Genomic DNA, 25035 nt, shown 5'->3' with positions numbered 1-25035 from the left:
TATAAGGGGGGCAACCACTCTCACTACTAGAATTTTGTCGAATCTATTAAAAAACCCAAGGCTAGTTTCATAATAGCCTTGGGAAATATTAATGGTTTAGTGATTTTGATAGAAAATATTCTGAAAAAATCAGATTACCTACACGTAAATGCAACACTGCCTAATTCAGCAAATTGTACAAGAATGGAATCTTTTGGTTCAAAAGAAATCGCTTCGGACACGGCTCCGCTAAGGATGATATCCCCTTTTTTAATTCCTTTTCCTGCTTCCCCAAGCTTATTAACTGCCCAGGCAACTGATGTAGCGGGATGTCCTAGCACAGCTGCGCTTGAGCTGGTTTGGGAAACTTGCCCGTTCTTTGACATTACCATACCGATATCAGCCAAATTTAAAACTTTCGGCGACATCCACTTACTCCCAATAAAAAAGCTTGATGAGGAACAATTGTCGGCAACCACATCTGGCAGGGTAAACTTAAAATTTAAGTAACGGCTGTCAATGATTTCGATCGCCGGGGCCACATATTTAGTAACCCGCAGCACGTCCTCTGCTGTAATATTGGTTCCTTGCAGGTCTTCTGCAATCATAAAGGCGATTTCAGGTTCTGCTTTTGGATGGATGAATTTATTGTAATCAAGCGGTTCCCATTCAAGGGCAAGCATATCATCGGTCAAATAACCATAGATTGCTTCATGTACCCCCATCATTTCTTGCTTAGCCTTACTGGTAAGTCCGAGCTTTAACCCAATTCGGCGCGCCCCATCATTTTCTCTTCTTTGGATGAGTTTTTCTTGGATAAGATAAGCCTCATCGATGGTTAATTCCGGGTATTCATCCGTAACCTTAACCACTTCCCGACGCTCTTTTTCTGCCGAATACAAATAATCTACAATTTCTAAGTCAACACCGCTGGTTAACGTCATTATCTATACCTCCAATTTGCGGCCCTTCACCAATTATGAAAAGTTTGGCGCGTAAAAATTTTTTCGTGACCCTCTTCGCTGTAATAAGGCCTTTTCGGTCACGTAAACTCTTCCTACGTTACCCTTTTCTTGGTTCCTGAACCTTTTCGGTCACGTAGACTCTTCCTACGTTACCCTTTTCTTGGTCCCTGAACCTTTTCGGTCACGTAGACTCTTCCTACGTTACCCTTTTCTTGGTCCCTTAGCCTTTACAGTCACGTAGACGTTGTAAAAGTATAAAACTACTATCAAACCCTACTCAAAAGTAACCGAAACTGATCCAAGTGAACCGAAATGTGCAGAGAATTGATCGCCCGCCCGAACAGGCAAGGCCTTTGTCAGCGCACCTGGAAGGATTAATTCGCCGGCTTTAAGCGTAATACCAAATTCATGAAGTTTATTCGCGAGCCAGGCGACAGCTTGAGCGGGATGTCCAAGAACAGCAGCACCAGAACCGGTTTCAACCATTTCCCCATTTTGAAAAATCACCATTCCAACAGTTCGCAAATCGATTCCGTCAATCGGAGTTAATTGATTACCGGTCACCACCATTGCGGAAGAACCGTTATCGGCAACCGTATCGACTAATTGAATCTTCCAATCCTCTATCCGGCTATCAATAATCTCAAGTGTTGGCACCACGTACTTTGTGGCCATAAGGACATCCAAAAACGTGACATTCGGTCCTTTTAAGTCCTCGCCAAGAATGAAGCCGATCTCAGCTTCCACTTTTGGACTAATCAAGCCCTCAACCTTAACGATGCCTCCATCTTCCACCTTCATTTCTTCCAACAAATGACCATAATCTGGTTCGTCTACTCCCAGCATTTGCTGCATCGCCACGCTGGTCAAACCAACCTTTTTCCCAATGACCTTACTGCCCTGATTTACTTTTTTAGCCATAACCTCAAGTTGAATCTTATAGGCATCCTCTACCTTTAATTCAGGATACTCCACAGTAAGAGGAGCGATAGCATTCTTCGTGCGCTCCGCTTCTAAAAGACTTTCCACAATTTTGTCCACTACCTGATTCATACACTCACTCTTTCTATATGAACTCATAAAGAGTGCCTTAAAAGCACTCTTCGATTCTGCCCTAAAGCTTCAATGTAATTGTTTTTGCTTCTGTATAAAATTCAAAACTATGACGGCCGCCTTCACGGCCAATGCCGCTCGCTTTTGCCCCGCCAAATGGTGTTCGTAAATCGCGATAATACCAACAATTAATCCAAAGCAAACCAGAGTTGACTTTAGCCGCAACACGGTGGGCCCGGCGAAGGTCATTGGTCCAAACCACACCAGCAAGCCCATAGATGGAATCATTGGCAATTCGAATGGCATCTTCCTCTGTTTTAAATGGAATGACGACAAGGACAGGGCCAAAAATTTCTTCCTGAGCCACTCTCATTTTGTTATCTACATCATAAAGAACCGTTGGCTCGTAGAAATTTCCTTGGCCTAATTCTAGCATTCTTTTTCCGCCAATTGCCAGTTTAGCTCCTTCAGAAAGGCCGATTTGAACATATTGATCAACAGAATCCAAGTGACCTTTTGATACTAATGCTCCCATATCGGTCGTTTCATCCAGCGGATTTCCTACCTTAATTTTTCGAACAGCCTTTAAAAATTTATCCAGGAATAGATCGTAAACACTCTCTTGCACCAAAAGTCTAGAGCCAGCTAAGCAAATTTCACCCTGGTTTCGAAAAATGGCTTCGATGGATCCCGCTACTGCTTCATCCAAATCGGCATCTTCAAACACTATGTTCGCAGATTTACCGCCAAGCTCCAATGAAACCGGAATTAATTGGGAAGCGGCATTTTGCATTACCGTCCGGCCAGTTGTACTGTCTCCAACAAAGGATATGCGGCGAACCGATGGGTGGTTGGTCATCGTTGTTCCGGCTGTTCCGCCAGGTCCAGTAATAATATTCAATACACCAGGCGGCAGTCCTGCTTCATTAGCAATTTCTCCAAGCATGACGGCACTTAGCGGTGTATAGGATGCCGGCTTCACCACAACCGTGTTCCCCGCTGCCAATGCCGCCGATGCCTTCCAGGTCATTTGCATAAACGGAAGATTCCACGGAATAATTAAGCTGGTTACGCCTGCAGGTGCATACTTGGAATATGACATATATTTTGCTTGATCATAGTGTTCATGATGAATATAATTGGCCATTTCCGCAAAAAAACGGAGATTGGCAGCAGCCCTTGGAATATCAAAGCCGCGGCTCTCTTTAATAGGTTTTCCAACATCTAGTGTTTCAACGAGTGCTAATTCATCAACTCGCTCCATGACCAAGTCAGACATTTTACACAAAATCTTCGACCGTTCCGCGACAGGCATTTCGCTCCATATGCCGCTTTCAAACGTCCGCTGTGCCACTTCAATGGCATATTTAGCATCTTCTTCATTTGCCTTGGCAACCGAAGCAAGCTTTTGATTCGTGGAAGGATCGATGGTATCAAAGGTTTCACCTGAGAAAGCATCCCTATATTCTCCATTGATGAAGAGTTTTGCATCCTTGATTACTTGTTGCTGGGTTAAGTTCATCCCTATCCCCTCCTGTTACTCTACTTCTACGATCATTTCAACTTCCACTGCATTATTGTGTGGAAGCTGGGCCATTCCAACAGCCGATCTGGCATGTCTGCCTCTTTCGCCAAATACCTGAACAAGTAAATCGGAAGAACCATTCATCACTTTCGGCTGATCGACAAAATCAGGTGTGCTGTTGACAAAACCTAATATTTTCACAATCCGCTTCACTTTGCTTAATTCACCAAGTTCATTTTTAATAACACTTAGGAGATTTAACATACATTGTCTTGCGGCATCATAGCCGACTTCAATGGTGACATCCTTCCCCAATTGGCCGCGGAACTCATTCGTCCCCTGACCTGATGTAAAAATAAGATTTCCAGTCCGAACGCAGCTCACATAATTCCCTGAGGCAGGTCGAAGCGCCGGCAAGGTCAGCCCAAGTTCTGCTAATTTATCTTCAGGTGTAAGAATTTGATTTTCCATCATGTCACACTCCAGCCTTTACAGGAATATTTAAGAATCGCAGCGCATTTTTTCCGAGCATGGCTTCTGTTTGTTCTTGCGTGAGTCCCAGCGTTTCATCAATCACTTTTCCAGGCGGCACTTCTCTTAACAGGAAAGGGTAATCAGAGCCCATGATTATTTTTTCATGACCGAAATTTTCAATTAAGTATCGGAGATTAATAGGATCATTGACTAAAGAGTCAAAGTAAAAGTTTTTCGCATAATAGCTTGGCGGTTTATCGAGCAAACGTAAATGCGGCCAGACCTTCCAGCCTTGATCAAGTCTTGGCAAAAGGTATGGAAGGGATCCACCGCCGTGCGCAAAGCAAATTTTTAGCTTAGGGAATTTATCGATGACTCCTCCTAAAATAAGACTTGCACCCGCAAGAGCTGTTTCGCTCGGCATCCCCACTGTGTACATCAAATTATGACGCGGCATCCGCTCTTTTCCTAACGTTTCCCAAGGATGAATAAAGAGGGGAACCTCCCATTTTTCTGCCATCTCGAAAAACTCGATGAAAGAAGGATCATCCAAATTAACACCGTTTACATTAGTACCAATTTCAATGCCCTTTAACCCTAATTCGTGGATGCAGCGATCCATTTCACGAATGGCGATATCAACATTTTGCAGTGGCACAGCCCCTAATCCAATAAATCGAGTTGGATACTGATTGACAGTTTCAGCAATGAAATCATTTTGAATCCGTGCTAATCTTTCCGCTTCTTCGGCAGGTGCCCAATAGGAGAACGTTACTGGAATCGGTGAAAGTACTTGGATATCAACCGATTCACGCTCCATATCATAAATTCGCTTCTCCGGACTCCAAACTTGATCGGTGACTTCTCGAAATACCTTACCAGCGACCATAATATTGGCGCCGCAGGTACAGGTCCGTTCAAGCTTCGGCCATTTTTCTCCCGTAAAATGCTGAGTCAGCTCAGACCAATTCTCAGGAATAATATGCGTATGAAAGTCTACTCGCATTTCCATTCACTCGCTTCTTCCGGCATTACATGACCGCAATTCATGCATGTTCTTAGCTCACGGCTGCCGTTAAAACCGGCAATAGCTTCTTTAACTTGCACTTCGATATTGGTTAATTGAATCTTTACTCGATGCATTTCATGGTCGCACTCATCACAGAACCAGACGAAATCTTCCAGTTCTCCTTGTGCACGGTTTCGTTCAATGACAAGACCAATCGTATCTGCCACTCGGTGCGGTGAATGGGGCACATTGGCAGGGAGATGGAACATTTCCCCCTCTTTTACCTCAACAACCTCACGTTTTCCTTCCTGATTGATGACTTCCACGTAGCAGCTGCCTTTAATTTGATAGAAGATTTCTTCTGAAGGATCAACATGGAAATCACGTCTTTTGTTTGGTCCGCCAAGAAGCATCACCATCAATTCCGCATCCTTCCAAATCACTTTATTATTAACAGGAGGCTGAAGTTGATCCTTATTCTCTTCAATAAATTTCATTAGATTAATCGGTAAAAACTGAGTTTTTGTCATTTCCTCTTCTCCCTTCTATCCTCTTACAATTTCTAAATTTTGTTTAAGGGCTTTTTGCATTTGGACCACTTCATCTGCCAAATCGGAAATCCTCCGCAGCAAATCAGGGTCAACAATTTCATTTTTCTGGTTAAAATGCTCATTGTTCGCATAAACATAGCCTGGTGCGACAAAAGCACGGAAGTAACCTGCAATCGGTTTTAATTGATTTTCAATGACCAGATAATGCTGGTAGGTTCCGCCATTTGCCACAAATCCCATCACTTTGTTTCGGAAATCGTTTGGATGGATTAAGTCAAACAAGTTTTTTAACGGTCCAGGGATGGAGCCTTGAAAAATCGGTGTTCCAAATATATAAAAATCAGCAGAAGTAACCTTTTGAATCACCGTCTTTGTATCCTCGGAATAGGCGGAAGGATTGCGTCCGTCGCAAAATTGAACCTCGTAGTCCATCAGATCTAAATACTCCACTTCGATTTCCGGGTGCTTCTGCTTCACTTCTTCTAATACTCTTCTGACGAGAATTCCTGTTTTTGCCCCAATAATCGTCCCTGAAATACCTAATAATTTCATACTTGGCTCTCCAATCCTTTATTTAATACACTTACCTGCAATGCCTCTTCAACCATATCAGGCGAATGCGTACGCTTATAATTATTGTAAAAAATCGCCCGTTTACGGATCGGATCTCCTGTATAATAGCGCTCGTATTGAAGCAGACGCTGACCAAACGCTTCTCCGCATAAATCCCATGCAAGCTTGAACAGACTTACACGGTCTAAGGAAGACACTCCTTCTCTTCCCACATAATAATTTTCCATCGCATCCTTTAATGGCTCACTTTCAAAATCGGCGCCAGTTGGGGACATTAACAGCCCGCCAGCCCCAATAATCTGCATCACTTCAATGGCCCTTGGGTACATCGTCGGCAGCAGTCCTCTAATCGTTTCAAGAGGAATATAACTTGGCATTGCTTCACCGTGTTCTGTCATCGTATATTCCACTTCGGCAACTCGTAATAACGCTCTGATGGATTCTAGCGATTGGATCAATTCGCCAAGGTCATTTTGGACATTTAAATAGACATCGACTCCAATGGAATCCGCTAGCTTCATAGCTACTTCCGTGGCAAATTGCAACTTTACCAGTCCTCTAACACCCGATTGGTGTGCCGGCTGCTGGCCTGCTCCAGTCATTGGGTACAGCTTATTCGCTGCTTCAACATTGTTATAGAGGAAGACTCGGTCCCAAGGAACGACAACATCTTCAAAAACGAGCAGGGCATCCATTTCCTCAAATCTTGACGCTAATGGATGATCGAAGAGGGAACGAGTTCCATCCTGCATCGGTTCCCGGCAAATAATTTTTAACCCCGGTGTTTCAATTGGAATCGCAAAGGCAAGAGCATACTTTTCATCACCCGGTTTAAAGCCAGGGAACGAGTAAATGATGACTTCATCTGTAATCGGAGCAAGCGTAGCCAGCATTTTGGCTCCTCTTACGACTAAACCATCCGGAGTTTCCTTTACTGCCCCCAGGTGGGTATAAGTATCCTTTTGTTCGTGTGAGGTCTTACTTCTGTCATTTTGCGGATTGATAATCGCATGAGTTAAAAACAAGTCATGATCACGAAGATATTTATAATAATTACGGATGTTTTCAGCCCAATTTTGATTGTATTTTTCAAAAAACCAAGAATTATAGTACATCGACGTCACAACAACATTTAAAAAGTCCGGTGTTCTGCCCATTAGCCCAAAGGTTGCCTTTGCAAACACTTCAAAAACTTCTCGGCGTTTCATTAAATCTTCATAGCTTTTTGGCACTAAAAAAGCGTTATTGACTCTCTCGCCAGTTTCTTCGCATATATGGGTAATTCTATCTTGGTACTCTGGGTTATGCTGCAGATCATATAATTTGGCAATTTCCAGAATTGGCTGTTTAAAAACCGGTTCATCAAATAAATTGGTCACTTTTTTGCCATGCAGCCACACATCAGGTTTTCTGGATTTTACGGATTCAATATATTGATTACCTGTTCTAATTCCCATCGTTTGGGCCTCCTTGATTTACGGAAATTTACAACCAAATTGTAACCGCTTCCACAAAATGAAAGTGTAGCCTATTTAACATATTTTTTGATTTTATATTTTTAATTATCTAAATAATAAATCTAATCAATGGATAATCCCTTTGATTTCAACTATGATAAAAGTGAAAAACAGAAGACATCTGAGTAGGGCATCCAAAAATATTTTTGGAGGTAACACTATGGCCACACTATATGAACATGTTTTTGATTGGGACAGCTATTTACAGTTTGGAACGAGGCAGTTCTTTAAGAGAAAGGAAGCCATCTACAGTCAAGGGACCTGTGGGGATGGGTTTTATTTTCTTAAGAAGGGTTTAGTGAGGATTGTCAGTGTAAATGCATCAGGCAAGGAGCGAATCTTAAACATTGTGATTCCGAATCAGCTCATAGGCGTCCAGTCGCTGGATCAAAGGCAGCATTTCACAACCGCCATCGCCGTAAAGGATTCCGTCGTTTATCATTTTCCTTGTGAAACATTTAAAACACTCCTTAAAGAGCACCCTAAGCTAGTTCCACTCTTTTCGCGTACGGTTATTCACAAAATGAAAATTTTATTAGATCGCATTAATTTAGATACGCTTACATCCGAACAAAAAATCGCCCTTCTTTTGCACAATATTTGTTATGAATTTAAAAATTACGAGATCCCTATTTCACAGCAGGACATTGCCAGCTGCACAGGATTAACAAGAATCACAGTATACAAAGTGTTAAAACAATGGCAAGAGGATGGCATCATCGAGATTATGAATCGAAAATACTATATAAAAAAACCAGATTTCTTAAGAAACCTGGTTAACTAGAAATCTATTATTGGTTTGCAATCGCTTTTATTTTTTCCATATCTTTAATCACAATTTGACGATTATGAAGGGTGATATAGTTTTCCTGCTTCCACTTTTGAATCACCCTATTGAGGGTAATGCGGGACGTACCAATGTACTTTGCAAAAGAAGTTTGATTCATGGAAGCGTTGCCATTTTCCTCCGACAGTTTTAACAAATAATAAGCCATTTGTTGTTCCACTGGACTTTCGATGAGCGAAAGGATTTCTGCTAAAGTTCTAAATTTGTAGATTAGTGAGTCAGTATAAATCACAGAGGCCTCCGGATGTTCCGCGTAAATAGCTGCAGCTGCCTCATCAGAAAAGAAATAGATCATTGAGGGGCAGGCTGCGGTGGCACTTGTCAAATAAGGTTCCTGGTGGACACCATGTTCTCCAAACAGCATCCCTGGCGGCACAACATTTATGATCCGTTCATTCCCTTTTTCCGACAGAAGGGTGATATTTATTTCGCCGATGCTGAGATAATAAAATCCTTTTCCACTGTGCCCTTGGCGATAGATGACCTTATTTTTTTCTACCTCAAACCGCTGGCCATATTTTAAAAATGGTTCCCACTTATAGCGAAGCTCCTGCATTTTATCACCCTTTCACCTTTTTAGAGATAAAGTCCCCTAGTATAAATAGCCGTGATTGTTTTCGCAACTTCTTCTACAGTATCGAGATGTTCGTTCCGGACAATTTCCCATAGATACATTTCATTTGTGAAAAACCATCCTCTGGCTGCGAGCTTATGATTTAACTCCGGTCTGGCCAGTCTGCTTTCTTGAGCGTAGGCAATATCCTCTGAAATTCGCTGAATAAACTTTTCTCGAATCGCCTTCCATTTGTTTGAGATGGCGGTCGAAATGCCAATCGCCTGCTCGAATACCTGCATCATGTTACGTTCTGTTTCTGCCATTTTCAAAAATGCAGTGGCTTGCTCTAGGATAATCTCCATAGCTTCCTTTTTGGTTTTTGGAAAAAAGGAAACCTCAGCAATTTCATAGAACTTCTCCATGACATTCTCCATCAAAACAATTAATATGTCTTCCTTCCCTTCAAAATGAACATATGCCGTTCCGTACCCAATATTGGCCTTTTTGATCATTTGTGAAATGGTTGCCTTATGAAAGCCATCTTCAAGAAATACCTCTTTAGCTGCTTCTAATAACTTTTCCCGTGTTTTGATTGAGCGCAAATGCCGTTTATCTATCACTTTTTCATCCGTCATTCCAATTCCTCCTGTTTCTATTTACAGCATATAAGGATTCCTCTGAAAATAAAAGTTTTTATAAAAAAAGAACTCGTAGTGATATAACATTTATAATTTTCTGAAATGTATTATTGACATCATGTCATTTTCCTTGTTATGATTCACTTTGAATTATGGAAAAAGGAGGGTTTTGATCAAGGTAGATTTTTTCACTAATGGCATCCTTTGTCGAAAATCATTTGTAAGCGGTTCCAAAGAAGTGAAACTCTATCAATTTTAAAAAAAACAGCTAAACTCTCAAAATTCCATTATGATTAAAAGCAGTATGAATGAAAATTGAAGATAAAACAAGGGAAGGTGGGAAAGTATGACGAATATGAATACAAATGGACCAGAAAAAGGTTTAAAGAGGGAATTAAAAACAGGCCAGCTCACGATGATTGCGATGGGCTGCGCCATCGGAACGGGGCTCTTCCTCGGCAGCGGGCTCGCCATTCAAACAGCAGGACCAGGTGTTTTAATCAGCTATGCGGTTGGTGCCTTTATTGTCCTTCTTCTTATGGGATGTTTGTCTGAAATGACGGTTGCACACCCGGCTTCAGGATCCTTCGGCGTTATTGCAGAAAAATATATTCATCCAATGGCAGGCTTTCTTGTGCGCTACTCGTATTGGATTGCGAATGTACTGGCTGTTGGCGTAGAAGTAAGTGCCATCGCTGTTTATATGAAATACTGGTTCCCGACAGTGCCAGGAATGGTCTGGATATTACTATTTGGAGCTGTGTTAATTTACGTAAACGCTACAAGCGTCAATACCTTTGCAACCTTTGAGTATTGGTTCTCGATGATTAAAATTAGTGCTATTGTCGGATTTATCATTCTTGGAGCCTATGTTTTATTTGGAACATCTGATCATCCAAAAATGGGTGCAGAGAATTTTGTCAATGACGGTGGGTTTCTCCCGTTTGGCTGGAATGGAGTATGGATTGCCATCTTTATTTCCCTTTTTAGCTTCTTAGGGACTGAATTGATTGCGGTTACGGCAGGGGAAGCAAAGGACCCCGATGTTGCTGTTCCGAAAGCCTTAAAAGCAACAGTTTTCCGTTTGTCTACTTTCTATGTATTAACACTGGCGATCATGTTAATGATTGTTCCTTGGAAAGCGGCAGGAGTCGATAAAAGTCCGTTTGTTAAAGTTATGGAAATTTTGAATATCCCTGGAGCCTCTGGAATTATGAATTTTATTATTTTAACGGCTGCATTATCCGCCATGAACAGCCAGTTATATGCTTCAACACGGATGGTATTTTCATTATCCCGCAGTAATTTTGCACCTGCGTTCTTAGGCAAATTAAACAAAAAAGGTGTTCCGGGGGCAGCGCTGTCCGTTTCCACTCTTGGAATTATTGTGGCAGCAGTGGTAAGCGCGTTATTCCCTGGCACTTCCTATGCCTTCATGATGGGAATTTCGATGTTCGGTGCCTTATTTACATGGTTAATGGTCTTTGTTTCTCATTTATTTTTCAGAAGAATGTGGGAAAAATCAGGCGGACGCAAGTTACCAGTCAGAATGATGGGCTTCCCTTATTTGACCATTTTAGGAGCAGTACTTCTTGTAAGTTTAATGATTACCACATGGTTTACCGATTTCAAAATTTTACTGCAGTTTGGAATACCTTGGTTAGTCTTTTTATGTGTGGCATATTTCTTTTTTCATAAAAGAAACATGAATAATCTATCACAGCAGGATTCTTTGGAAGAACAAATTAAATAGATTAATGGAATGTGAGGGAAAATGTTATGAGCAACCTGGATAATCTACAAGAAAATAAAACATCGAATCTCGAAAAGGAAATTCAATTAGATTTTAAAAAAGAAATGTCTTACGGTGATTATCTTCACCTTGAGCAAATTTTATCAAGTCAGCATCGGCTTTCTGATCATCACGATGAAATGCTGTTTATTATTATTCATCAAACAAGCGAATTATGGATGAAGCTTATTCTACACGAGATGAATGCGGCGATTGAATGTATCAAACGTAATGATTTGGAACCATCATTTAAAATGCTGTCACGTGTATCCAGAATACAGCAGCAGCTGATTCAATCATGGAGTGTCCTATCCACTTTGACACCGGCTGAATATATGCAATTTCGGGATAAATTGGGACATTCCTCTGGATTCCAATCCTATCAAAACCGTTTGATAGAATTTGCGCTCGGAAACAAAAATGCCCATACACTTGCAGTTTATCAGCATCAGCCGGAGTTATATGCCCGTCTAATGGAATCACTTCATGCTCCAAGTATTTATGATGCTGCGATTTCAGCGCTTGTGGCACATGGTTTATCAGTAGATGAAAAAGCCTTGAACCGCGACTGGTCGCAAAACTATGAACCAAATGCCAGCGTGGAAGAAGCATGGCTCCATGTGTACCGTAATACTGATCAATACTGGGATTTGTATGAACTGGCTGAGAAGCTGGTCGACATTGGCAATCAGCAGCAATTATGGCGTTTTAATCATATGACAACAGTCGAAAGAATTATTGGCCATAAAATGGGTACTGGCGGCTCTTCTGGTGTTACCTATTTGAAACGAGTTCTTGACCAGCAATTCTTCCCGGAGCTATTGAGTCTTCGAACTAAGTTGTAGCATAATGAGGAAGTTGAATCTGAAGTGTTGGAGGCTGTAAGAGTGAGTAAATGGATTGATGTTTCGCAGCGCCTTGACAACAATATCGTTGTCTGGCCAGGAGATACACCCTTCAACTACAAAGTCAGTTGGAGTAAAGAAGAAAGTGGTTCTGTTAATGTAGGACAGATTACAATGAGTGCTCATACCGGTACTCATATTGACGCTCCTTTCCATTTTGATAACGATGGAAAAAAAGTAATCGATTTGGATCTAGATTTATATATGGGCGAGGCACGGGTCATTCATTTACAGGAAACGACCAGCATTGGTGTAAAGGACCTTGCCGGTATGAATCTTAAAGGGGTAACACGCTTATTAATTCGGACGGATGCCTGGAAGGATCGAAGTGTTTTTCCAGAGTCGATTCCCCCGATTGAACCCGAATTGGCTTCTTATCTTTCAGAACTTGGAGTCCGCCTGATTGGCCTTGATTTGCCGTCAGTGGATCAAATCGACAGTAAAGAACTGTCTGCCCACCATGAGCTTACCCGTCATAACATTCACATTTTGGAAGGACTTGTACTAGACGAAGTCGCTCCTGGGGATTATGAATTGGCTGCTCTTCCCCTTCCATTAGTGGAGGCGGATGGGAGTCCAGTCCGTGCGGTTTTGCGTAAAATGGATTAAAATAGACGGAAAAAGACGTATGCTGAGCAGACGTCTTTTTTTGTACTGTTTTTTGAAATTTTCAGGATGGTCTCTGTGCATACCAAGCAAGAGCATGCTGTTCCATTTCCTTTACAAATGATTTCTTTGCTGGGCTGTAGTCACTCGTATTTTCATATCGCTCAGCTAAGTTTTCTTTAAAGCGGCTGTACCTTGCTGCTTCCTCTGGATGGTTCCGAAGATAATCCCGAAAAATTAAATGACGTTCGATTTGGGGATTATCGAATTGATAAAAATGAATATGATGAGTTCTGTTATCCCCGCCCTTTCGAAATAATCTTCTGCCTGGAATGCCCCATTCTCCGGCAACATCATATCCAAGTTCACTCATTTTGTTGTTGAATAAATCCACCTTTACAATGTCTTTTACGATACACATCATGTCGATAACAGGCTTAGCCTTTAAGCCCTGGACAGACGTACTGCCAAAATGTTCGAATCCGATTATTTCCTCCCCAAAAATGGTGTTGAGAAATTCTGCCTCCTTTTGGAACATTATCCCCCAGCTTTCATTAAATTCGGAAAGTCTCACTTTCATTTAATACCCTCCAAGGACTCTATTTTCACCTCTCTATCTCATTATAAGTGCTGTTTTTATAAGTGGGTATTTTTTACCTGCTTTTTAAAAAAAGCACAAAATTTGGAAACAAAATGGGCAGTATTTTCGTCTAATAAGTAACATTAGTCCTAGGGATGGTGTTTGTACATGACCTGGTTTTATATAGCTTTGGGGTTTATTGGGATTGTTGCCATTATAACAATAGAGGAAAAGGCAAAAGAGTATATAATTGAAAAAGGATATAAATTATCAAAGCCGATTCAATTGCTATTAGCTATGGTTGGTGCCGGCCTGATTTCTCTTGTAATTTTTTACATAAGACATTAAATATTAATCCCCCACAAAATTGTGAGGGATTTGCTTTTTATGCCACTTTAATTGCTTTACCAAATGGAACCCGTGGTAAAAATGCCCCAGGTACCAGCCAAAATAATTCAAAATCGACCTTCTCCATCTCTTCAGAAAAAAATCCGGTTACGTCCGTTATATAAAACAGTGTATCTACTTTCTCTTCTTTTGCCCACTCAAGCACTAATGTATAGGAAGATTTCCCATGTGTATGATATTTGATCGTATCACTTTTTACGGGAGTAATGCTTCTAATTTTAAAATCCGCTTGAACCAATATCGTATCTGGCTTTAGCTGTTCAAACAGTTTCACTATGTTATTAATAAGGATGGCTGGAGCCTCGTTGGTGGAAGTATCCACGGCTAAGGCAACCTTTTTGTCTTGACGCTGCTGAATCATTGAAAGTATTGATTTTTGCCATTTCAACGCCATTTCCCCCTTTGTCTGAATGAGCGAGCCATATTATTTTCGGCTAAAAAGGAAGGGCTTATGATTGGATAATTGAGGTAGTACATGTATTGGATTAAAGAATTTGAAAATGAACAATCTATTCTTAAATAGGTAAATGCCCTATTAATATGTGAAATCACTCATAATATTTTAAGCAGCCTTAGGCCAAATAATGTTGATAATAGCCCAAAATAAAATAATGATGTTAAGTCGAAAAATGGATCCAATAAAAATCAAAAAAGGCACTCCGTTTTTCCTTTTAAGTGATGTATTTTTTAATCAGAGAACAGGAAAAGTAATGAAATCCAGATGCAAATAACTCCTAATATTAGAAAGAAGCTTATTCCATCAATTTGCTCACCTTGTTTCAATATGAGAAAAATCTTATTAAGTATACTGTCCAAATCATATTTAGATAATCTGCTCGTAAAAAATAGAGATGCCAAAGCAAATCAGTTTTTGACTTTTTCATTAATCCTTCTTTTATAAAAACACCAGCCCCCTCAACAGCCAACAAAAACAGTTGGTAAAATGAAAAGGCTGCGAATTCCTTTCTGAAACCAGTCAAAATGAAAAAATAGTAGCTAAACCGAAAACAATCCCGTGGGTCAATAACCCGAAAAATACTCTTATAAAATAGTCTTTTAAATTAAAAAAATCACCATTCTTATAATTTTCTTTTAATAAAAGGATGTTTTAGTAAATTTATTTGGTTTTAATACTCCTTAAAAGTCATTTTCCAGTATAAAATTATACTTTAGCAAATTAGCTAATAATTTATCGGCGAATTTTTAAAGTTTATCGGCGAATCTGCAAATTTATCGGCGAATTCCTCCACTTTATCGGCGAATTTTCAATTATATCGGCGAATCTAAAAAATACGATAAATTCATTCCCCGACATCCAGCAAGACTTTTCCCGTACTCATCCGATTTTCAACTAAATCCCTTTTGCGGCTTCTGCTAATAGGAATGGTGGCCGATATTTATTTTTAAGCGGCCATCAGCTAAGAGTGGCAATACTTTTTCCGCAACTGGCCGAATCCAATTTTCCCGCCATCTCAGTTTGGTTAGTTGCTTCAGAAGAAGGAATTATTTCTGCGAAATGGAATATGTATACAAAAACAATTCAAAACGTTAGCTCATCCTAAATAACGAAAAAAGGCTGCACATTTTATGTGCGAGCCCTTTTGTTAGCCTCTATTTGATTGAGTTCTTCGTATTCTCATAAATTCCGATTACTGCTTCATCAATTTCATCTCTCGACATCCGCAATGCTTTCTCCGATCTGGCAAAACCAATTTCAAGTTTACCTTCCTTCAGCCCTTTAAAAATGGCATCTGCGAATTCATTCAAATCGGCACCGAAAGTATGTAAGCCCACACCGCCTAAATCCGTATTTACCGCAGGAGGAGCCACTTCAATCACTTTAATCGAAGTTTCCGAAAGCTGCAATCTTAAACTTACAGTAAAGGAGTGCAGTGCTGCCTTTGTAGCCGAATAAATCGGGGCAATCGCCATTGGTGTGAAAGCCAGACCTGACGTTACATTGATAATAGTTCCATTTTCATTTTTAGCAAGATACGGCGCAAATAGCATTGTTAGATGAATGGGCGCTTCCAGGTTCGCTGTTATTTCATTATTGTAGTAGTTCCAATCCTCTTGGGGGTTCGCCTTAAGAATATTGAAGCGCTGCTGAATACCTGCATTATTCACAAGAACATTCACTTCAGGATAATGACTTGTTACCCATTCAAATAACGCCAACCGCTCTGATTCATTCGTTACATCACATACACGAGTCTCAATGTCAGGGAATTTTTCTTTTGCTTCCTTCAGCTTTTCTTCCCTTCTCCCGCAAACAATGACCTTGCTTCCCGCTTTGATAAAACGTTCTGCAAATGCTAAGCCAATTCCGGAGGCACCGCCTGTAATTAATATTGTATTTCCAGCTAAATTCATTAGTCTTCCTCTTCTCATTTTAATAAAATAAATTTAGAAACTATGGCTATTACAAAAGTAAGGAAACAAAAACCAATGATAAAATACCCTATATAGCGAATCCCTTTAGGCAAGGATTTTAATTTAAAGCTGTTTCTTTTGTAAACACCTCCAGCAGTTATCTTTTGCAATTCCTCGATAGGTGTATACAATTTATTATCATCAATCCCTTTAAATGCTTCACTAGATTGTGTTTCGTGTGTTTTTTCCATCCTTAATACCCCCTAACTTATAACTTTCTAATCATACAAGAAAAAACGATACATTAATGACGTATCGCTGTTACTGATTAATCACAATATATCCCAGCCAAGCGAATGCAAGAAAAATCGGGACCACTAACCAAAAGGCCATCCAGCGTTTCTTCTTTTTCAGGGATATTCCTGCACCAACATATAATAAGGGAAAAATTAACCCCCATACTTCAAAACGTGGAGTGGCAGCTAGATAAAGCGACATGGGTAAGATAAGAATGGAGGATATATAAAGAATTTTTCTCTTATTTAACGCTATGGCAATAATGGCGAGGATGAGCGAAATAATTGTAAAAGGCCAAAAAATTAACATGAATTGCCCCCAAATTTAAAATTGGTTCCTTTCAAGTAATTATATTCAACAGATAGGCTCAGCTATCCTGCAATCTTTCCACAATTAGGAAAATTATAAAAACCTTTTCCTCTGCCCGCAAGTAAACGAAGTTCTCACTTTCATAAAGTCATACATAAGTGCTGCTTTTCGGCCTTTATCAGTTTCTCTATTTCTTTTATTATGAAGGCAGTCCATGAACTCTTTATCACATTGACAAGATGATATTCCTTTATTTAGACATTGGTCATGTTTTTGGCAGCAGGCATCCACTTCATTAATCGGGGCGCCTGGACCGCTGCAGCCGGGTCCGCACCAACGATATCCGGGAAAAATACAGAAGGAAAAAAGACCACTTCGGCTTCTGTTTTGCAAAACTTACCACCTCCATATCAATTACTTTATATTAAAATATGATTGTCTGATAAAAATGAATTGGCAAATCCCCAGTTTCAAGACAAGTGCTAGCAGAAAGTTATATAATAAAAAATAATAGTATATACATATTTGAGGAGTAGATCCTTTTGGCTTTCCATCGGTTTTTAGCTTTACTTTTTAAAAATAAATGGCTCATATATATACTGCTAACGTTAATTCCTTCCTTGGCGATTAGTTCTTATTTGGCACAGCATCAGGTAAGTGTGGCGGAACGAGAATATAAAGCGAAAGCTCAGGAGTATGCCAATTTTCATGCCATGACTATTGAGCATTTTCTAGGTGAAACGGTCGGAAGACTAGAAATGCTTGCTACCTCGATCAAGGTACAAAATAATAATCTTAATGGTGTAGAAAAAATACTGCGGGAAACGATGGGGAAGGATCCACGTTTTTCTGGTTTCTACTGGGCAAGTACAAACGGGGACCTGTTAATTAGCACGAACGAAACCAATTCTTTAGTTAACGTAAGTGACCGTCATTATTTCCAGGAAGCGATTCAATCAGAGAAGACCAGTATATCAGAGCCACATTTTGGCCGTGTAACCGGCAGATATATCATTTCAATCGCCACCCCAATTGTGGAACATGGAGAAATTCAAGGTGTTCTTATTGCCAGCTTACGAATCGATGAAATAGAGACAGCAATTCAAAATTTATTAAAAGATGAAATGATTATCGTCTACGATGGAAACGGAAATCAATTAATAAAGGCCGGTTCGATCTCTAAACAAGACTCGGTTAACTCAAGCATGAATGTTTCTCAAGTACCATGGACGATTTCTGCCTTCGTCGCTTCTGATGATGAACTCATTTTTTGGAAGACCTTTTTTATTAGCCTTGCCGTAATCTTAACCATTACGAACATCATATTTTTACTGGCAAAATATGTCCTTTTACATCAAAGGTTGAAAAAGGAAAAAGCACAGACGGAGATTCAAAAACTGGAATTAATCGGCAATCTCGCTGCCAGCACGGCCCATGAAATTAGAAATCCACTTACTGGCATTAAGGGATTAGTGAAGCTCTTAAGTGAGGAAAATAGGGATGAAACGGCACAAAGATATTTCGATGTCATTCAAACGGAAATTGACCGGATTAATGCAATCGTGAGTGAATTACTTGTACTTGGCAAACCGACAGCTTATTCACTAAAAACATACAATGCCAATGACATTATCGCGGAGATCTTCCCGATTATTCATTCCGAAACCAATTTTATGAATGTGGAATTGAACATCCAATACGCTGAAGAAGATCTGCCTGTTTCCTGCGTGAAAGATCATTTAAAACAGGTTATACTCAATCTAACGAAAAACTCCATACATGCGATGCCCAGTGGCGGCAAACTTACCGTCCAACTAGAAAAAGAATCCAAGAATTGTAAAATAACTGTAATGGATAACGGGGTTGGAATGCAGAAGGATCAAATTTCGCAGGCCTTTAATCCTTTTTACACACTGAAGAAAGATGGCTCGGGATTAGGTTTAACTGTATGTAAACGGATAATCGATTCGTATGGCGGGGATATTTCAATCAAAAGCATGCCAAATGAAGGGACAGAAGTAGAAATTACCCTTCCTCTTTCATTTGAAAGAAAATCGTAGGATCCCCTGCGATTTTTTTAATATTCCTTCGCACAAAAAGGAGGAATACAATTTTTTTAAGAGAATAATATTGAGCGATGGGAGAGTGATAGGATGAAAAGAAAGTCTTTTTTGATGATGCCATTACCTGGCTATGAACCAGAAATTGGCCGCTGGCTCTGGTCTTTAGAAGATGTCCGGCGCACGATTAAAGAACGATTAGCTGGACTGAGTCAGGATTTGGTTGATAGAAGGCTAGACGGAAGACATACAATCGGAAGCCTGCTTTACCATATTGCGCTGATTGAAGCAGATTGGTTATATGAAGAAGTCCTTTGTTCAGGATGGCCGTCTGAAGTACAAGCTATGTTTCCGTTAGAACACCGGAATTCTTCCGGAGAATTAGCACATTTTCAAGGTGAAACCATTGAAGCTCACTTCAACCGCATGGATTCCATTCGTGAAATCTTCCTTTCTCACTTCCGGTCAATGGACATGGAGGATTGGAGAAAGCCAAGAGTTTTGCCAAACTACGATGTAACCCCAGAGTGGGTTGTATATCATCTAATTGAACATGAAGCCCATCACCGAGGACAAATTTTTCAACTATTGAGCTATTTGGAGCACCTTGAGGATTAAACTCAAAAAAAGCAGCTATGCAAAGTACATAGCTGCTTTTTTATTGATTAAACTTCTTCCCCTTTTTTCATTAAAGCCGAAGAGCCTTTGAACAGTGGCACGAGGAATAAAACACCAACGAAAAAGAGTAAGGCCGAACCTTCATACATCGCGACAAGAGATAAGCTCTTTTTCAACCAGCCGCTCGCAGTCATGGTGATGACCATTGTCCCCATAAACATCGGATTCAATATTCCGTTGACGCGTCCAATAAAGGCTTCATCGGTATTTTTCAAAATCATTGTATTAATACCAATGTGAATACAAGGCATAAACAAACCGCTAATGAATTGTGCCGTCAGCGTGATCCATAGCTGCTCCGATAGACCCATCACAAAAAATCCAAGGGCACTCACGGTCATTCCAATTGCAAGCAGAATTTGCGGAGGAGTCTTTTTCGCGAGCCCCATCGTGAGGCCTCCTCCTAAAATCATACCAGCGCCGAATGCAGCCATCAGCCATTGCAGCTGTTCTTTTGGCAACCCAAGTTTTTCAGTAATGAGGAAAACGGCGAGCGGCTGTGTCAGTCCCAGAGCCAACCCGGCTGCCGCAAAGCAGCCTCCAAGTAACGTAAGTGCTTTGCTGTTCAGCACATAGCGGAACCCTGCCTTCATTTCCTCAACGAGAGTGGTTTTTTCTTTATTTCCCTCAATTTCACGGTCAGGCGGCAGCAACATCAAAATCAAAGCAGATAAAATAAAGGCAACACCCATAATCGCAATCGCTGCGTTAATGCCGTAATGCTGGTAAACAAACGTTCCAATAATTGGTCCTAAAATCATAAACACCGCAAACAGCGTCTGATACATGGACATCCCCATCTGAATCATTTCTTCCCTCACATGAAGCTTGAACAGCTTCATTCCAGAAGGCTGGGAAAATTGCGATAGAATCGAGGAAACCAGTGTTGCAAAGAAAATCGCTTTCCAGCTTCCTAACACGAGTGTTAATAATACTACAAAAATAGAAACGGCGCTGAGCAAATCACACCAAACCATCGTTCGTTTTGGGCGCCACCTGTCAGCAAAAGTACCACCAATAAAGGAAAAAAGAAAGATTGGCGCGAACTCGGCAACTGATATAAGCGAGACCGCCACCGGATCTTCATTTGTCTGCTCGATTACAAATAATAAAATCGAATAGTTTCGTACCCAAATACCAATTTGCAAAAATAATGTCGAAAGCAAAATGGTGCGAATGACTTGATTACGGAATAATGCCCCTATTGAAAGTCCCTGGTTTGTTGTTTCCGTCATAAAAAAAACCTCCTTATCCATCAATCTGGATAGGAGGCACTTTGAGGCAACAGGGCAGAGTACACCGTTCATTACTTGTACTCCCCTATTACCTATAAAAGCCCGCACTAAACCTATCCAGAAAAAATATCCGTTTTATCCGAAATTTTTTTCTAAAAATAGGTTTAGTAGATCATTGGCTTTATGGTCACCCTTTCGTTATATCGTATGTTTTATAGTACTTGATTCTATTCAAAGAATCAAGAGAAATATTGTAGTTTTTGGAAAAAGGCATTATTCAGTTGATAAGCTTTTAAATTTGTAAGCTTCCATTTCAACGATTTTGTTTTTAATACATTCTAAACAATACTGTTTATTTAATTCTATATTCGCTGAGACACAGGATTCCGTCAAAACAAAACCATTTGGCAGCTGGACACTCACGATGGTGCACTTTCCAAAGAACTGGATTATTTCAATTTGTGACTTTTCAATCATCGCATCAATTTCCGACTTTGTTGCTTTCTGGGTAATTTGTTGCTCCTTTACCGCAAAGAAGGTATGTTCTGATGGCTCAAATGCCATATCAAAAGCTTGCTGCGTCGTTTCAATGATATCGTTACTGATTAAATTTCGAACCTTCACTTTTCCATCCGGTGTCATTTCCAATAGCTCAACTTTATTCTCTGGTATTCCCTTTACTTGAAAAACCTTCAAGTTGTTCCCCTCCATTATACATAAAACAGCTTTTTATAGTTTATTCAGGGCCTAGTCAAGCTGTGAGTTTTGTATAAAAAGGGGGCGCTTAGTTCGTAAAAAGAGTAGGTTTCGCAGATGAAAAAATGACCTATTTTCCTTCTAAAATGATATCATCAAAATAGATAAATTCTCCCCCACCTTCTTTACTGTCATTTTGTTCAAAATATAATGTGATATATTCACCCGCAAATTCTGACAAGTCGAAGTTCAATTCATGCCATTTATCATCATTAGCAAGAGTCCAAGGCTGTAGGATTTTTTCTCCATATTTGCTTACTACCCGAACACGTAACAATGCATCTCCACCGCCTTGTGCATCACGGTATTTTAAGCTTAAACCATATGATTGGTCTTTCGGCAGTTTTAAACTGCGATAAATCCAAGAATTTGGTGCAGCATTAGGTGAACCCCCATCAGATCCGTCTAAAACAACAGATCCACCTCCATTAGCTGTAGCATCAAAATCTTTTGTCCATTTAATACTATCCCAGCCCTGTCCAGAAGTACCACTGCTAAATCCGTTTACTCCGTTATCAAAGTGAGCTGTAAAGCCATTACTTTCTGTCGATGAATCGGCATCAACTGTCACAACACATTCTGCTTTATAGGAACCTATAGAAGCGGTAATCGTTGCTTCTCCATCATACTTTGCAGTCACGAGTCCGTTTTCATCTACTTCAGCTATATTTTTATTGCTGGAAGTCCAAGTGACTTCATCTGTTGTATCTACAGGATTTACAGTTGCATGTAATGGTAATTTCACATCGTTCGGAATTGTGAGAAAAGCATGTTCATGATCTAATGAAATACCAGTCGCTGGATTCCTTTTAACAGACACAATACAAGAAACTTTATGGCCATCGATGCTGGCCGTGATAATGGCCGTTCCCTCTGTTTTTCCAGTTATTAAACCTTTTGAATTTACAACTGCAACATCTGTATTATCGGAAGTCCATATGATTGGATTCGTATAGTTAGCTGGCTCAATTTTTGCATTTAATTGCAATGTTTGGCCTAAATATAGGCTAGCTTTGGGATCCAACGTAATTTCAGTTGCAGTAACTGTAGGAGCAACTGGATTTGGTACATCCGCCTTATACAATGTTATATGGTCCAAATTCACATTACCGATACTCCCATTATCAATACGATAACTGATAACATTTTTACCTGATTGTAATTTTAAACGCTCAGAAGCCGTAAACCATTCATCCCAGCTGATGGCGGTTTTATCCGGATTGATTGTTTTTACAAATATACCATTTACAAAAATATTGATTTTTGCTCTTGCAGGCAATTGAGTCGTAGGGTTATTGGTAGATTCCCCATTCGCCTGAACACCATAAGCATATCTGACACCTACGATATAATCACCTTTCTTTTTAACTTTTATAACAAAACTTGCTTCAGCACCTGTTTTATTCGGCAAGTTGATATAACCTGTGCCTTGATAATTTTTATGGCTATTGTCTTTTGTAATATCACCATAGCGAATGGCATCTTCCGCTTGATACATATCACCTTGCCCTAGGTCACCTGAGGGCAATTCTTGCCATTTATAAGGAGAAACAGGTTCTCCAAAATTAGGTGTTCCATCTTCATTCCAACCAAATTTCTTAATATTCACCTGGCGCCACCAGTTCCGGCTAGTATCTTTATATACCCGTGAATGGTAAATCATCCAATCTTCCTTACCGTCTGGCGACTTGACAAAACCTGCTCTTGCAGGACCAGATACATCACTTGTAGCAACAAAAACATCATTTTTGCGGGACCAGGAATCCTTGTCTAATATATCCCCATCCGTATTCATAAAATAAGATAAACGATAATTATTAGATTGATAGTCTCCCTCTGACACAGTGATAAATACTTTTCCGTCTCTTTGTAATACTCGAGGACCTTCTCCACCGCCACCTGGTAACAATGAGCGATCTGCTGTAATCGTATAAGGGTTATCCATTGGGGCAATAGCCGGACCAGCTGGTTCACCAGCTCCTAATGTCCCCCAAACAGCATACATTTTTCCATTATAGTCAAATACGGTAAAGTCGTTTGCTTGTTTGTACACACCATTTTCCCCAGTGTAGAAGGCACCTTTATCAACATATTCCCCTTGTGGATCATCGGTAACGGATTCCAAGACTGTTGCCATATGTTTGTATCCATAATCTTTTAAGTCCGCACAATAATAAATATACCATTTGCCATTGAAGAAGAAGATTTCAGGAGCAAATATACGGGTTTGTGTTCCCTTTGAATCAAAAACCATTACCTTTTCTCCTTGGTCTGTCAGGGTGCGGGATTTGGATACATAAACCTTATTGTTGGAGTCCAAGTTACTGGAAGATACAAAGTAATAAAATCCGTCTTTATATGTCACAAATGGGTCCTGTCCTTGATATAGAGGGTTGTTAAATTTGTCATAGACAGAAGAACTTGTAACTCCCATTTCTTTCATAAAATCGGAACGTGCAATGGACATTTTTTCTGTCGACTTTACTAATAAATCAAGCTTTTCACTATCACTAATATTTTTGTCATCTATTGTTTCCAGCAAATCTTCCGCAGCAGCTTTATTTGAATTTAATTGCTTTAATTTACCTTTTGTTACCTTTTCAGCAAAGTTTTGGGATAAGTAATCAACCTTTTGAACTTCTGCCGTCAAATCACTTTTTTTCGTTTTAATCAAATAGTTTGACGGTAAATATAGTGCAGATTCTGGAATGATTTCTCTTTTCTGGCTCGGACTTTCCCACTCCATACGCAGCCAGCTGCCGCCCCAGCCCTGTAAATATTCCACTTTGATCTCATAATGTTTTCCTGCTTCCAATGAAACTGGAACACTAACTTGTGGGACTTCCCATTTTTGCTGCCAAAAGTCAATGATCAGCTCTCCATTAATCCAAAGTCTAAAACCGTCATCACCTACCATATGAAACGTATAATCTTCTGAATATTTCGGTACTATTGTTCCAGTAAAACGTGCGGTATTATAGTCAGGTGTTCCTGAAAGTTGGTTAAAAATACTCACAAAGGAATCGCCATTTAAGTTTCCAATCACTCTTTCTCCACGAAAATTATCAAATTTAAATACATTAATATCTACTGGATTTTCAGGATTTTTTTCAGATTTATAGAATTCACCCAGCAAACCGTGACCATCCATCGTTGGATCTGCCGCACGAACATTCTTAGGCAGGTTAATCATGCCTGCCAAAAGGATGATTGCCATGAGTATTCCTATTATTCTTTTCATAGTTGTTCCTCCTATTCTCTAATTCTCTAATTCTCTAATGTTTTTTAAACAAAGGCTGTGTTAAACTTGCCTGTTGATTTCCGCTTCAGGCGCTTCGCTTTCCGCGGG

Annotated in this window: 26 protein-coding genes; 7 read left to right on the top strand and 19 right to left on the bottom strand. The window is 40.0% G+C overall.

What is annotated here, in order from left to right:
* Positions 1-134: 134 nt before the first annotated feature.
* From V7161_RS14915 to V7161_RS14880, 8 genes are all read right to left on the bottom strand, one after another.
* The gene (locus V7161_RS14915) at positions 135-923 is read right to left on the bottom strand and encodes a 2-keto-4-pentenoate hydratase (RefSeq protein WP_335713783.1); all 789 of its coding nucleotides are present in this window, start codon (positions 921-923) and stop codon (positions 135-137) included.
* 294 nt (positions 924-1217) lie between these two features.
* Positions 1218-1997 (bottom strand): 2-keto-4-pentenoate hydratase, encoded by a 780-nt coding sequence (locus tag V7161_RS14910; RefSeq protein WP_335713782.1) that lies wholly within the window; start codon positions 1995-1997, stop codon positions 1218-1220.
* Between the two features lie 61 nt (positions 1998-2058).
* Positions 2059-3519, bottom strand: a complete 1461-nt coding sequence (locus V7161_RS14905) for an aldehyde dehydrogenase (protein WP_335713781.1) — start codon at positions 3517-3519, stop codon at positions 2059-2061.
* A gap of 15 nt (positions 3520-3534) precedes the next feature.
* Positions 3535-3993, bottom strand: a complete 459-nt coding sequence (locus V7161_RS14900; protein ID WP_335713780.1) for a RidA family protein — start codon at positions 3991-3993, stop codon at positions 3535-3537.
* 4 nt (positions 3994-3997) lie between these two features.
* Positions 3998-5008 (bottom strand): amidohydrolase family protein, encoded by a 1011-nt coding sequence (locus tag V7161_RS14895; protein WP_335713779.1) that lies wholly within the window; start codon positions 5006-5008, stop codon positions 3998-4000.
* Entirely contained in the window at positions 4993-5535 is a 543-nt protein-coding gene (locus V7161_RS14890; RefSeq protein ID WP_289987776.1) for a 3-hydroxyanthranilate 3,4-dioxygenase, read from the bottom strand. Before V7161_RS14890 ends, V7161_RS14895 begins: the two co-directional genes overlap by 16 nt.
* Positions 5536-5550: 15 nt before the next feature.
* Positions 5551-6108 carry an NADPH-dependent FMN reductase gene (locus V7161_RS14885; protein WP_335713778.1) on the bottom strand — a complete coding sequence of 186 codons (558 nt, stop codon included), beginning with the start codon at positions 6106-6108 and terminating at the stop codon, positions 5551-5553.
* Complete coding sequence (locus V7161_RS14880) at positions 6105-7586, bottom strand: 4-hydroxyphenylacetate 3-hydroxylase family protein (protein ID WP_335713777.1); 1482 nt, start codon at positions 7584-7586, stop codon at positions 6105-6107. The genes V7161_RS14885 and V7161_RS14880 overlap by 4 nt, the downstream gene beginning before the upstream one ends.
* A gap of 220 nt (positions 7587-7806) precedes the next feature.
* On the opposite strand from V7161_RS14880, the gene V7161_RS14875 reads away from it, so the two are divergent.
* Positions 7807-8430 (top strand): Crp/Fnr family transcriptional regulator, encoded by a 624-nt coding sequence (locus tag V7161_RS14875; protein ID WP_335713776.1) that lies wholly within the window; start codon positions 7807-7809, stop codon positions 8428-8430.
* Between the two features lie 7 nt (positions 8431-8437).
* Here the strand turns inward: V7161_RS14875 and V7161_RS14870 are convergent, their stop codons facing one another.
* Together V7161_RS14870 and V7161_RS14865 are read right to left on the bottom strand one after the other, a co-directional pair.
* Entirely contained in the window at positions 8438-9049 is a 612-nt protein-coding gene (locus V7161_RS14870) for a Crp/Fnr family transcriptional regulator (RefSeq protein ID WP_335713775.1), read from the bottom strand.
* 20 nt (positions 9050-9069) lie between these two features.
* Complete coding sequence (locus V7161_RS14865) at positions 9070-9684, bottom strand: TetR/AcrR family transcriptional regulator (protein WP_335713774.1); 615 nt, start codon at positions 9682-9684, stop codon at positions 9070-9072.
* A gap of 349 nt (positions 9685-10033) precedes the next feature.
* On the opposite strand from V7161_RS14865, the gene V7161_RS14860 reads away from it, so the two are divergent.
* The 3 genes from V7161_RS14860 to kynB are packed head-to-tail and all read left to right on the top strand — an operon-like array spanning position 10034 to position 12993.
* The gene (locus V7161_RS14860) at positions 10034-11440 is read left to right on the top strand and encodes an amino acid permease (protein ID WP_335713773.1); all 1407 of its coding nucleotides are present in this window, start codon (positions 10034-10036) and stop codon (positions 11438-11440) included.
* 26 nt (positions 11441-11466) lie between these two features.
* Positions 11467-12324 carry a tryptophan 2,3-dioxygenase gene (gene kynA, locus V7161_RS14855; RefSeq protein WP_335713772.1) on the top strand — a complete coding sequence of 286 codons (858 nt, stop codon included), beginning with the start codon at positions 11467-11469 and terminating at the stop codon, positions 12322-12324.
* 42 nt (positions 12325-12366) lie between these two features.
* Entirely contained in the window at positions 12367-12993 is a 627-nt protein-coding gene (gene kynB, locus V7161_RS14850) for an arylformamidase (protein WP_335713771.1), read from the top strand.
* A gap of 61 nt (positions 12994-13054) precedes the next feature.
* Here the strand turns inward: kynB and V7161_RS14845 are convergent, their stop codons facing one another.
* Positions 13055-13570 carry a GrpB family protein gene (locus V7161_RS14845; protein WP_335713770.1) on the bottom strand — a complete coding sequence of 172 codons (516 nt, stop codon included), beginning with the start codon at positions 13568-13570 and terminating at the stop codon, positions 13055-13057.
* A 168-nt stretch (positions 13571-13738) separates the two neighbouring features.
* Between V7161_RS14845 and V7161_RS14840 the strand changes: the two genes are divergently transcribed.
* A complete protein-coding gene (locus V7161_RS14840) occupies positions 13739-13918 on the top strand; it encodes a hypothetical protein (protein ID WP_335713769.1) in 180 nt (59 codons plus the stop codon).
* Between the two features lie 37 nt (positions 13919-13955).
* Here V7161_RS14840 and V7161_RS14835 read toward each other — a convergent pair whose 3' ends face one another.
* From V7161_RS14835 to V7161_RS14815, 5 genes are all read right to left on the bottom strand, one after another.
* Entirely contained in the window at positions 13956-14366 is a 411-nt protein-coding gene (locus V7161_RS14835) for a hypothetical protein (protein ID WP_335713768.1), read from the bottom strand.
* A gap of 1223 nt (positions 14367-15589) precedes the next feature.
* Positions 15590-16351, bottom strand: coding sequence for an SDR family oxidoreductase (locus V7161_RS14830; RefSeq protein ID WP_335713767.1), 762 nt, complete (start codon positions 16349-16351; stop codon positions 15590-15592).
* 14 nt (positions 16352-16365) lie between these two features.
* Positions 16366-16602 (bottom strand): hypothetical protein, encoded by a 237-nt coding sequence (locus tag V7161_RS14825; RefSeq protein ID WP_335713766.1) that lies wholly within the window; start codon positions 16600-16602, stop codon positions 16366-16368.
* A gap of 70 nt (positions 16603-16672) precedes the next feature.
* Positions 16673-16957 (bottom strand): hypothetical protein, encoded by a 285-nt coding sequence (locus V7161_RS14820; RefSeq protein ID WP_335713765.1) that lies wholly within the window; start codon positions 16955-16957, stop codon positions 16673-16675.
* A 93-nt stretch (positions 16958-17050) separates the two neighbouring features.
* Entirely contained in the window at positions 17051-17350 is a 300-nt protein-coding gene (locus tag V7161_RS14815) for a phospholipase (protein ID WP_335713764.1), read from the bottom strand.
* A gap of 149 nt (positions 17351-17499) precedes the next feature.
* On the opposite strand from V7161_RS14815, the gene V7161_RS14810 reads away from it, so the two are divergent.
* Both V7161_RS14810 and V7161_RS14805 read left to right on the top strand, forming a co-directional pair.
* On the top strand, positions 17500-19017 hold the full coding sequence (locus V7161_RS14810) for an ATP-binding protein (protein ID WP_335713763.1): 1518 nt from the start codon (positions 17500-17502) through the stop codon (positions 19015-19017).
* A gap of 93 nt (positions 19018-19110) precedes the next feature.
* On the top strand, positions 19111-19635 hold the full coding sequence (locus V7161_RS14805) for a DinB family protein (RefSeq protein ID WP_335713762.1): 525 nt from the start codon (positions 19111-19113) through the stop codon (positions 19633-19635).
* 47 nt (positions 19636-19682) lie between these two features.
* Here the strand turns inward: V7161_RS14805 and V7161_RS14800 are convergent, their stop codons facing one another.
* The 3 genes from V7161_RS14800 to V7161_RS14790 form a co-directional block, all read right to left on the bottom strand.
* Positions 19683-20930: an MFS transporter gene (locus tag V7161_RS14800; RefSeq protein ID WP_335713761.1), complete on the bottom strand. Its 1248-nt coding sequence runs from the start codon at positions 20928-20930 to the stop codon at positions 19683-19685.
* Between the two features lie 273 nt (positions 20931-21203).
* The gene (locus V7161_RS14795; RefSeq protein WP_335713760.1) at positions 21204-21626 is read right to left on the bottom strand and encodes a hypothetical protein; all 423 of its coding nucleotides are present in this window, start codon (positions 21624-21626) and stop codon (positions 21204-21206) included.
* A 130-nt stretch (positions 21627-21756) separates the two neighbouring features.
* Complete coding sequence (locus V7161_RS14790) at positions 21757-24927, bottom strand: family 43 glycosylhydrolase (protein ID WP_335713759.1); 3171 nt, start codon at positions 24925-24927, stop codon at positions 21757-21759.
* Positions 24928-25035: the final 108 nt, after the last annotated feature.

Source organism: Neobacillus drentensis, from assembly GCF_036965425.1.
Taxonomy (GTDB): domain Bacteria; phylum Bacillota; class Bacilli; order Bacillales; family Cytobacillaceae; genus Neobacillus; species Neobacillus drentensis_F.
This window is presented reverse-complemented; position numbering and strand designations above follow the sequence as displayed.

Excerpts from the sequence above, each read along its gene's own strand:
- V7161_RS14880 (WP_335713777.1), bottom strand. The coding sequence starts at position 7,586 with ATGGGAATTAGAACAGGTAATCAATATATTGAATCCGTAAAATCCAGA.
- V7161_RS14900 (WP_335713780.1), bottom strand. The coding sequence starts at position 3,993 with ATGGAAAATCAAATTCTTACACCTGAAGATAAATTAGCAGAACTTGGG.
- V7161_RS14910 (WP_335713782.1), bottom strand. The coding sequence starts at position 1,997 with ATGAATCAGGTAGTGGACAAAATTGTGGAAAGTCTTTTAGAAGCGGAG.
- V7161_RS14790 (WP_335713759.1), bottom strand. The coding sequence starts at position 24,927 with ATGAAAAGAATAATAGGAATACTCATGGCAATCATCCTTTTGGCAGGC.
- V7161_RS14825 (WP_335713766.1), bottom strand. The coding sequence starts at position 16,602 with ATGGAAAAAACACACGAAACACAATCTAGTGAAGCATTTAAAGGGATT.
- V7161_RS14800 (WP_335713761.1), bottom strand. The coding sequence starts at position 20,930 with ATGACGGAAACAACAAACCAGGGACTTTCAATAGGGGCATTATTCCGT.
- V7161_RS14805 (WP_335713762.1), top strand. The coding sequence starts at position 19,111 with ATGAAAAGAAAGTCTTTTTTGATGATGCCATTACCTGGCTATGAACCA.
- V7161_RS14870 (WP_335713775.1), bottom strand. The coding sequence starts at position 9,049 with ATGCAGGAGCTTCGCTATAAGTGGGAACCATTTTTAAAATATGGCCAG.
- kynA (WP_335713772.1), top strand. The coding sequence starts at position 11,467 with ATGAGCAACCTGGATAATCTACAAGAAAATAAAACATCGAATCTCGAA.
- V7161_RS14820 (WP_335713765.1), bottom strand. The coding sequence starts at position 16,957 with ATGTTAATTTTTTGGCCTTTTACAATTATTTCGCTCATCCTCGCCATT.
- V7161_RS14830 (WP_335713767.1), bottom strand. The coding sequence starts at position 16,351 with ATGAATTTAGCTGGAAATACAATATTAATTACAGGCGGTGCCTCCGGA.
- V7161_RS14840 (WP_335713769.1), top strand. The coding sequence starts at position 13,739 with ATGACCTGGTTTTATATAGCTTTGGGGTTTATTGGGATTGTTGCCATT.
- V7161_RS14845 (WP_335713770.1), bottom strand. The coding sequence starts at position 13,570 with ATGAAAGTGAGACTTTCCGAATTTAATGAAAGCTGGGGGATAATGTTC.
- V7161_RS14875 (WP_335713776.1), top strand. The coding sequence starts at position 7,807 with ATGGCCACACTATATGAACATGTTTTTGATTGGGACAGCTATTTACAG.
- V7161_RS14860 (WP_335713773.1), top strand. The coding sequence starts at position 10,034 with ATGACGAATATGAATACAAATGGACCAGAAAAAGGTTTAAAGAGGGAA.
- V7161_RS14890 (WP_289987776.1), bottom strand. The coding sequence starts at position 5,535 with ATGACAAAAACTCAGTTTTTACCGATTAATCTAATGAAATTTATTGAA.
- V7161_RS14885 (WP_335713778.1), bottom strand. The coding sequence starts at position 6,108 with ATGAAATTATTAGGTATTTCAGGGACGATTATTGGGGCAAAAACAGGA.
- V7161_RS14905 (WP_335713781.1), bottom strand. The coding sequence starts at position 3,519 with ATGAACTTAACCCAGCAACAAGTAATCAAGGATGCAAAACTCTTCATC.
- V7161_RS14895 (WP_335713779.1), bottom strand. The coding sequence starts at position 5,008 with ATGGAAATGCGAGTAGACTTTCATACGCATATTATTCCTGAGAATTGG.
- V7161_RS14865 (WP_335713774.1), bottom strand. The coding sequence starts at position 9,684 with ATGACGGATGAAAAAGTGATAGATAAACGGCATTTGCGCTCAATCAAA.
- V7161_RS14915 (WP_335713783.1), bottom strand. The coding sequence starts at position 923 with ATGACGTTAACCAGCGGTGTTGACTTAGAAATTGTAGATTATTTGTAT.